This window comes from Bradyrhizobium pachyrhizi, from assembly GCF_001189245.1.
Taxonomy (GTDB): domain Bacteria; phylum Pseudomonadota; class Alphaproteobacteria; order Rhizobiales; family Xanthobacteraceae; genus Bradyrhizobium; species Bradyrhizobium pachyrhizi.
The window spans coordinates 40,761-48,520 of the sequence record NZ_LFIQ01000100.1; the positions used below are offsets into that span (position 1 = coordinate 40,761).

At 64.4% G+C, this 7,760-nt stretch carries 8 protein-coding genes and 1 pseudogene; 7 read left to right on the plus strand and 2 right to left on the minus strand.

Annotation, left to right across the window (positions count from 1 at the left end):
* Positions 1-73 precede the first annotated feature (73 nt).
* Both AKL29_RS25115 and AKL29_RS25120 read right to left on the minus strand, forming a co-directional pair.
* The gene (locus AKL29_RS25115; protein ID WP_050386018.1) at positions 74-538 is read right to left on the minus strand and encodes a nuclear transport factor 2 family protein; all 465 of its coding nucleotides are present in this window, start codon (positions 536-538) and stop codon (positions 74-76) included.
* Positions 539-741: 203 nt separating this feature from the next.
* Positions 742-1,662, minus strand: a complete 921-nt coding sequence (locus AKL29_RS25120; protein ID WP_028331820.1) for an alpha/beta fold hydrolase — start codon at positions 1,660-1,662, stop codon at positions 742-744.
* Positions 1,663-1,840: 178 nt separating this feature from the next.
* Here AKL29_RS25120 and AKL29_RS25125 point away from each other — a divergent pair, with 178 nt between their 5' ends.
* The 7 genes and pseudogenes from AKL29_RS25125 to AKL29_RS45545 all read left to right on the plus strand — a co-directional run.
* Positions 1,841-2,224, plus strand: coding sequence for a hypothetical protein (locus AKL29_RS25125; RefSeq protein WP_028331819.1), 384 nt, complete (start codon positions 1,841-1,843; stop codon positions 2,222-2,224).
* Positions 2,221-3,303 carry a PHA/PHB synthase family protein gene (locus AKL29_RS25130; RefSeq protein ID WP_028331818.1) on the plus strand — a complete coding sequence of 361 codons (1,083 nt, stop codon included), beginning with the start codon at positions 2,221-2,223 and terminating at the stop codon, positions 3,301-3,303. Before AKL29_RS25125 ends, AKL29_RS25130 begins: the two co-directional genes overlap by 4 nt.
* Before the next feature lie 26 nt (positions 3,304-3,329).
* The gene (locus AKL29_RS25135; RefSeq protein WP_028331817.1) at positions 3,330-3,926 is read left to right on the plus strand and encodes a GNAT family N-acetyltransferase; all 597 of its coding nucleotides are present in this window, start codon (positions 3,330-3,332) and stop codon (positions 3,924-3,926) included.
* A 182-nt stretch (positions 3,927-4,108) separates the two neighbouring features.
* On the plus strand, positions 4,109-4,585 hold the full coding sequence (locus AKL29_RS25140; protein ID WP_028331816.1) for a phasin: 477 nt from the start codon (positions 4,109-4,111) through the stop codon (positions 4,583-4,585).
* 216 nt (positions 4,586-4,801) lie between these two features.
* Positions 4,802-6,085, plus strand: coding sequence for a DUF445 domain-containing protein (locus AKL29_RS25145; protein WP_050386019.1), 1,284 nt, complete (start codon positions 4,802-4,804; stop codon positions 6,083-6,085).
* Positions 6,086-6,274: 189 nt separating this feature from the next.
* Complete coding sequence (locus AKL29_RS25150) at positions 6,275-7,045, plus strand: esterase/lipase family protein (RefSeq protein WP_050386020.1); 771 nt, start codon at positions 6,275-6,277, stop codon at positions 7,043-7,045.
* 212 nt (positions 7,046-7,257) lie between these two features.
* Positions 7,258-7,760: pseudogene (locus AKL29_RS45545) on the plus strand (phenylacetic acid degradation operon negative regulatory protein PaaX); the annotation flags it as partial.

The window sequence follows — 7,760 nt, forward strand, 5'->3', positions numbered from 1 at the left end:
AGCTCTAGCCGGCATCCCGGCGCGCTCGCCAGCCTGATCATGCCAGTGGCCGAGCACAAGCCATCACGATGCCTCAGAACATCGTGTTGTTGTTGGCGGGATTCTCCGGAACGGGCTGCGCCACGTCCCAGTGCTCGACGATCTTGCCGTCCTCGAGCTTGAAGATGTCGACGATCGCATTGCCGCGGGTGCCGGGCTCGCGCACGGCGTGGACGTGCAGGATCACGTAGTCGCCGTCGACGAATGAGCGCTTGATCTCGCTGTGCGAGTTCGGAAACTTCTCGCGCAGGAAGCCGATGAACTTGCGGAAGCCTTCCGGGCCGTCGGCCGCGCCGGGATTGTGCTGCACATAGCGGTTGCCGACATAGGCGAGCGCCGCGTCAGCGTCCTTCTGGTTCAGCCCCTTCTCGTAGAAGGCGAGCACCGCCTTGCGGTTGGCCTCCTGCTGCGCTTCGTTGGCGGCCGCGATTGCCGATGAAGACGCGAGCGCGAGGAGGAGAGCGGCGACGGCTGTCTGTGGCCGGAGAGGGGTCTTCATCTGGTTGCTCCCGGTGGCTGAGCGCTGGATAGCGCTCTCTACAGCGTCCATGCCGCGCCCGGAAGAACGCACTCCTGGCTCACATGGTTACCGGAAGATACCGGAGCCCCGTTCCGATTGAATCGGGACGGGCTCTCGATTCTGGCTTTGAGGCGTTTTCTTCACGCGAACCGGTATCCACTTCGCTCGAAAACGCTCAGGCCTTACGCCGCCTTCGCCGCCGCGCCATGCGCGTGCTTGTCGATGGCGTCGATGATCTGCGGCCACATCGGAATCGGCAGGGCGTGGCCCATGCCCTCGATCATCACGAGCTTCGCGCCCGGGATCGAGACCGCGGTGTCCTTGCCGCCTTCGGGATGCACCAGCGGATCGATGGTGCCGTGGATCACCAGCGTCGGCGCCTTGACGCCGCGCAGGCGCTCCTTGCGGCTGCCGGAGGCGAGGATGGCGCGGAGCTGGCGGCCGACGCCCTCGGGATTGAGGCCGCGCTCATAGGTGCGCCGCGCGCGTTCGGGATCGAGCGCCTCGTCCTCGGGAAACGAGCCGTTGCGCAACACCTTCCAGGTCTGCCCGAAGCGGACGAAATACTCTTCCTTGCTCTTCGGTGGCGGTGCCATCAGCACCGCGGTCGCCTCGCGGGTCGGCCCCGGGATCTTTGGATTGCCCGTGGTCGACATGATCGAGGTCAGCGAGCGCACGCGCTCGGGAAAGGTGATCGCAACCTCCTGCGCGATCATGCCGCCCATCGAGGCACCGACCAGATGCGCAGTGCGGATGCCGAGCGCATCCATCAGCCCGATCGTGTCCCTCGCCATGTCGGCCAGCTTGTAGGGTGCTGCGACCGGGATCTTCAGGAAGCGGAGCTTGAGCAGTTCGAGCGCGGTCAGCCGCTTGCCGCCGCTCAGGCGGGAGGATTTGCCGATATCCCTGTTGTCGAATCGGATGACGCGAAAACCGCGGGCGGCGAGCTGGCGGCAGAACTCGTCGTCCCAATGGATCATCTGGGCGCCGAGGCCCATGATCAGGAGCAGCGGCTCGGCATTCGCATCGCCAAAAATCTCGTAGCAGATGTCGATGCCATTGGCGCGGATGATCTGCGGCGGCTGATGGGCGAGCGTGGTCACGGGCGTCCCCTGCTGGTGTCGCGGTCAGGAACCTCTATGCCACGGATTGACGCAGCGCAGAAGAGCCTCGGCGTCGCTGGTCGCGCCGCGCAGTTGACCGATCAGCAGCAACAGTGTCGTATGGCAGAAACAAATGGAAGCGCGGCAAGCGCTCGAAATTGGTGTGGAGGAGCGCCGCATGGCCGACAAGGGCAACGACCCTGCCGTGATCTGGCAGACGATGATTGGCGAGATGGAGAAGGGGTTCAACTCCTTCGGCAACCAGCTCATGAGCTCGCCGGAATTTTCCAAGGTGATGAACCAGGCCGGCGGCGCCGCGGCCGGCGCACAGAAGCAGCTCGGCGAGCTGATGGAGAAATATCTGCTGGCGATGAACCTGCCGAGCCGCGCCCAACTCGTCGGCATGGCCGAGCGCCTGCAGTCGATGGAGAACCAGCTCAACGAGATCAAGACGCTGCTGCAGCAGGTGCACCACAATTCGCTGGCGCCGGACGACGGCCACGGCGCAACGCCGCGGCCACCGCGCACCAAGCAGCCGCCGGCGGAGGGAGGCAGCAAATGAATGCTCCCACCCCCTTTGATTTCGCCTCGATCTCCGAGCGGGTCCAGTCCGAGGTGCAGCGCGCGATCCAGCGCAGCATCAAGGGCGTCGAGTATTTCTCGAGCTCCGGCCCGTCGCTCGGCTCGACGCCGAAAGACGTGCTGTATTCGCGCGGCACCATGAACCTCTATCACTACCGGCCGCAGGCCAGCGAAGTCTATCGCGTGCCGGTGCTGATCGTGATGGCGACCACCAACCGCGGCTACATCCTCGACCTGGTGCCGGGGCAGAGCTTCATCGAGTTTCTGCTCAAGCGCGGCTTCGACGTCTACATGCTGGACTGGACCGCGCCGAAGCCGGAGGAAAAATCGCTGCGCATGGAGGATTACGTCCTCGACTTCATTCCGGAATCGGTCCGCCGCGTGCAGCAGGATTCCGGCGAAAAGGACGTCTCGGTGATCGGCTATTGCTTCGGCGGCGTGCTGTCGCTGCTCTACGGCTCGATCTTCAACGACGGGCCGATGAAGAACCTGATCTGCTTCACCACGCCGATCGATTTCCGTGAGATGAAGCTGTTCTCGAATTTCGCCGACCGCCGCTATTTCGACGTCGACCGGCTGATCGACAGCACCGGCAACATGCCGCCCGAACTGATCCTGCAATCGTTCGACATGTTGCGGCCGGCCGCGCGTGTCGTCGGCCAGATCCAACTCTGGGACAACATCTGGAACGACGAGTTCGTCAAGTCGTACCGGATGTTCGATCGCTGGGCGACCGACACGCTGCCGCTCGCGGGCGAATATTTCCGCGCCATCACCAAGGACCTGATGTGGGACAACAAGCTCTACAACGACACCATGACGGTCGGCGGCCGCGAGGCGAAGCTTGCCGACATCAAGGTGCCGATCCTGCACGCGGTCGCCGAGCACGACCACATCGTGCCGTATGATGCGGCAAAACATCTCATCACCAAGATCGGCTCCGAGGACAAGGAGGAGGTGATGCTGAAAGGCGGTCACGTCTCGCTGGTCGCCGGCGCCAACGCAATCAAGCGGCTGTGGCCGAAACTGGACTCCTGGCTGGGCAAAAGATCGACCTAAGAAGGGTCGACTTGAGAGAGATCGACATGACCGAACAACGTTCCTATCCGCGCCGCGTCAAGACCGAAGCGGGCGACATCGAGTTTCGCCTGATGATTCGGGACCACGAGGCCGCGGTGCTGGCCTTCGCGCAAAAGCTGCCGACGCATGATCTCTTGTTCTTGCCGCGCAACATCAGCCAGCCGAAGGTGCTGTCGGCCTGGATCAACGAGATCGAGCGCGGCGACATCACGAGCCTGCTCGCGATCAAGGACGGCAAGGTGGTCGGCTGCGGCACCCTGGTGCGCGATCCGCATTCCTGGTCGCCGCATGTCGGCGAGATCCGGATGGTGGTGTCGCTCGACGTGCGCGGACAGGGCGTCGGCCGGGCATTGTCGCAGGAGACCTTCGCCATCGCGCTCGGTGCCGGGCTGGAGAAGTTCTCGGTGCAGATGACCGTCGACCAGCAGGCGGCGATCGCGCTGTTCGAAAGCCTCGGCTTCAAGGCGGAGGCCCTGCTGCGCGACCATGTCCGCGACGTCGAGGGCAAGACCCACGACATCGTCGTGCTGGGGCACAACGTGGCGCAGGTCCGGGCCCAAATGGAGGCGTACGGGGTGTCCGACGCGGTCAGTGGTAATTAGAAACCGTTTTCTGCTGGTTCTCTAGGCAATCTGCCGGATCTTCGTGCTGTTCACAGGTTCGTGATATCGCGCTGCAACATCTATGTTGCGATGCATCATGGGATGTGTCATAACACCGTTGCCCCGGGCCAAACCGGACGGGGTGAGCCCATAGCTCAAACCTGAGGATGGAGAGACCCCCAATGACCACCGAAACCAATTCCGTGCTGAACAGCGTCAAGGAAGCCTTCGCGCCCGTCACCGAGGCGTTCACCAAGCTTCAGAACCTGGAAGTTCCGGAAGCCGCCCGTGAGTTCGTGAAGAAGCAGGCCGAGGCCGCCAAGACCCGCGCTGCCGATGCCTATGCCGGCTCGGAGAAGGTGACCAACGTGATCGAGTCCGCTGTTGCCGGTTCGGTGACCGAAGCCGCCAAGATCAGCCGCAACATCCAGCAGGCGATCTACCAGGACGCCGAGGCGTTCTTCGCCGGTATCGACAAGCTCGCGTCCGCCAAGTCGCTGAGCGAAGCCGCCCAGATCCAGTCGGAGCTGGCCCGTGCGCGTGGCGAACTGTTCGTCTCGCGGGCGAAGGCCACCACCGAGTATCTCGGCAAGCTCGTCACCGACGGTGCGAAGACCGCGCAGGACAACTTCGCCAAGGTCTACGGCAAGACCGCCTGATCGCGGCCGCGCTGACCAACTGCCCTTTTCGAAGGCCCGCCATTTTGCGGGCCTTCTTTTTTGGCGGTGTCCTTCATAACTCAAGTATCCATCGTCATTCCGGACGACGCGAAGCGGCGATCCGGAATCTCGAGATTCCGGGTTCATGCTTCGCACGCCCCGGAATGACGGCGGTGGGGCCATGCTATGCTTCGTTCGTCACCCCTGCGAAACCCCATGACCCTTCCCGCCGCCCTTATTGCAACGCCTGTCGACGTCGAACGCGCGGCCGAGCTGCGGCGCGTCAAGTGGCTGGCGACCGGCGTGCTGGCGGCAACCTTCATCATCTTCATCGCAGCGAAGGCGCTGCTGCCGGTGCATCCGGTGTTCGGTTTCATCGCCGCGTTTGCCGAGGCCGCAACCATCGGCGGCCTCGCCGACTGGTATGCCGTCGTCGCCTTGTTCAAGCGGCCGCTCGGCCTGCCGATCCCGCATACCGCGATCATCCAGAGCAATCAGGCGCGCATCGCCGAGAAGCTTGGCGAGTTCATCGAGAACAATTTCCTGGAATCCGGGCCGGTCGAGGCCAAGCTGCGCGAGATCGATTTCGGTTCGTTCATCGCCGACTGGCTGCGCGACCGCAAGCGTTCCGAAGATCTCGCCCGCTTCGTGCTGCGGATGCTGCCCGAGGCATTCGCGGCGACCGAGAGCTCGGGGTTGATGCAGTTCATCAGCCGCCGCGTCACGACGCAGGTGCTCTCGATCGACCTCGCGCCGCTCGCGGCCGGCGCGCTGCGCGGCTTCGTGCAGGAGGGCAAGCATGGCGGCCTGCTCGACGACATCCTGCGCGTGCTGCACCAGACGCTGACGCAGCAGGAGACCATGGCCGTGATCCGCGACAAGGTCCGCGCCGAGATGCCGACGCTGCTCAGGCTCTATCGTGCCGACAAGTTCGTGGTGAACCGGATCATCGCCTCCGCCACGAAATTCTTCGAGGAAGTGCGCAACGACCCGCAGCATCCGTTCCGCGGCGAGTTCGACCGCATGCTGCTGTCCTTTGTTGACCGGCTCGGCAGCGACAAGGCGTTCGCCGATCGCATCGATGGTCTCAAGCGCGATTTGATGGCGCGGCCCGAGCTTGCCAATCTCGGGCGCACCATCTGGGCCAACGTCAAGGACGTCATCGAGCGCAGCGCCTCGGGCGAGTCGCAGGTGCTGCAGCATCAGCTGGCGCGAATGCTGGTCGAGGCCGGCGACGCGCTCGACGGCGACGCCGACCTGCGCGGCGAGATCAATCAGGGCCTGGTGGCGATCCTGCGCACCGTCGTCGCCGAGCAGAAGAGCGGCGTCTCGAGCTTCATCGCCGACCAGATGAAGAGCTGGGACATGGAGCAGCTGATCTCGCTGATCGAGGTCAATGTCGGCAAGGACCTGCAATACATCCGCTTCAACGGCGCGCTGATCGGCGGGCTCGCCGGCCTTGCGCTTTACACCCTGGAGTACACGCTGCGGCTGCTGTGACCGATTGGGCACGAACGTCACTTTAGTTGTGGCAAGTGTGACCTAGACCGCTTGCACGAAAGTGTCCGGTTCCCTAGCTTTTCAGGACAGATTGTTGCGTTGCGGAACGATTCCGCCGGGTTTGCGTCAATTCTATTGACCCATCCCCGTTGGTCCCATTGCCGGCTGCCTGCCGGAAGAGGAGCTGAAATGTCCGTTGCTGCGCAGACGCTACGCCCGCCGTCCAGGACGCTGATGTTTCTGGAAGGCCGCGCCATTCATGAGCTCGGCGCCTTTCTTGGTGCATTGCCGCTGCTCAGCCTCGCGCCGCGCGGCGATGGGCATCCGGTGCTGGTGCTGCCCGGACTGATCGCCTCCGACATGTCGACCCGGCCGCTGCGCGACTTTCTCAGGAGCAAGGGCTACGCCGTCAGCGGCTGGCGCCAGGGCCGCAATCTCGGGCTCCGCGCCGGCGTGCAGGACGGGATGGTCGATCTGCTGCAGGAGATGAATGAGACGACCGGCCGCAAGGTCTCGGTGGTTGGCTGGAGCCTCGGCGGCCTCTATGCACGCCAGCTCGCCAAGATGATGCCGGAGCGCGTGCGCCAGGTGATCACGCTCGGCAGCCCGTTTGCCGCCGGCCCGAAGTCGACCAACGCCTGGCGCGTCTATGAGATGGCCAGCGGGCGCCGCGCCGATGAGGAGGATTCCCGTTTCGGCGGCTCGCTCGCCAGTGCGCCGCCGGTGCCGACCACCGCGATCTTCAGCCGCACCGACGGCGTCTGCGCCTGGCAGGGCTGTCGCGAGCAGGCCTCGTCGATGACCGACAGCATCGAGGTCGAGAGCAGCCATTGCGGCATGGGTCATCACCCGGCCGTGGTCTATGCGGTCGCCGATCGCCTCGCGCAGAAGGAAGGCGAGTGGGCGCCGTTCGATCGCAGCGGCTGGCGCAGCTTCGTTTATCCGGATCCCAATCGCTAGGTCTTGCGAAAGTCTCTCTTCACCTCGCCCCGCTTGCGGGGAGAGGTCGGATTGCGAAGCAATCCGGGTGAGGGGGACTCTCCACGTATCGTCTGTCACCGCATTTGCGGAAGCGGCCCCTCACCCCAACCCTCTCCCCGCAAGAGCGGGGCGAGGGAGAAGCTAGAGCGGCTACATTGTCGTGAATCGACAAAACGCGCTATGCGTTGGGCATGCCACAGCCGCTTGCCCGCATCGTCGACCAGCTGAAGCGCGAGCCGTCACGCACCGGCTCGATCATCATCACCGTGTTCGGCGATTCCATCGTGCCGCGCGGCGGCTCGGTGTGGCTCGGCACGCTGCTCGAATTCTTCAAGTCGCTCGATATCGACGGCAACGTGGTGCGCACCGCGATGTCGCGGCTCGCCGCCGATGGTTGGCTCGAGCGCAACAAGGTCGGCCGCAACAGCTTCTATCGGCTGAACGCCAAGGGCCGGCAGACCTTCGACACCGCGACGCGGCACATTTACGATCCGCCGCCGTCGGACTGGACCGGCCGCTTCGAGCTGCTGCTGATCGGCAATGCCGAGGACCGCGACGCCGCGCGCGAGGCGTTGAAGAATGCCGGCTTCGGCAGCCCGCTGCCCGGCGTGTGGGTCGCGCCGTCAGGCGTGCCGATCCCCGATGAAGCGTCGCGCGCGATCCGGCTCGAAGTCTCCGCGGAAGATGACAGCGG

Coding starts and splice junctions, on each gene's coding strand:
- AKL29_RS25115 (WP_050386018.1), bottom strand. CDS start 538: ATGAAGACCCCTCTCCGGCCACAGACAGCCGTCGCCGCTCTCCTCCTC.
- AKL29_RS25125 (WP_028331819.1), top strand. CDS start 1,841: ATGGCCGACAAGGGCAACGACCCTGCCGTGATCTGGCAGACGATGATT.
- AKL29_RS25130 (WP_028331818.1), top strand. CDS start 2,221: ATGAATGCTCCCACCCCCTTTGATTTCGCCTCGATCTCCGAGCGGGTC.
- AKL29_RS25135 (WP_028331817.1), top strand. CDS start 3,330: ATGACCGAACAACGTTCCTATCCGCGCCGCGTCAAGACCGAAGCGGGC.
- AKL29_RS25140 (WP_028331816.1), top strand. CDS start 4,109: ATGACCACCGAAACCAATTCCGTGCTGAACAGCGTCAAGGAAGCCTTC.
- AKL29_RS25145 (WP_050386019.1), top strand. CDS start 4,802: ATGACCCTTCCCGCCGCCCTTATTGCAACGCCTGTCGACGTCGAACGC.
- AKL29_RS25150 (WP_050386020.1), top strand. CDS start 6,275: ATGTCCGTTGCTGCGCAGACGCTACGCCCGCCGTCCAGGACGCTGATG.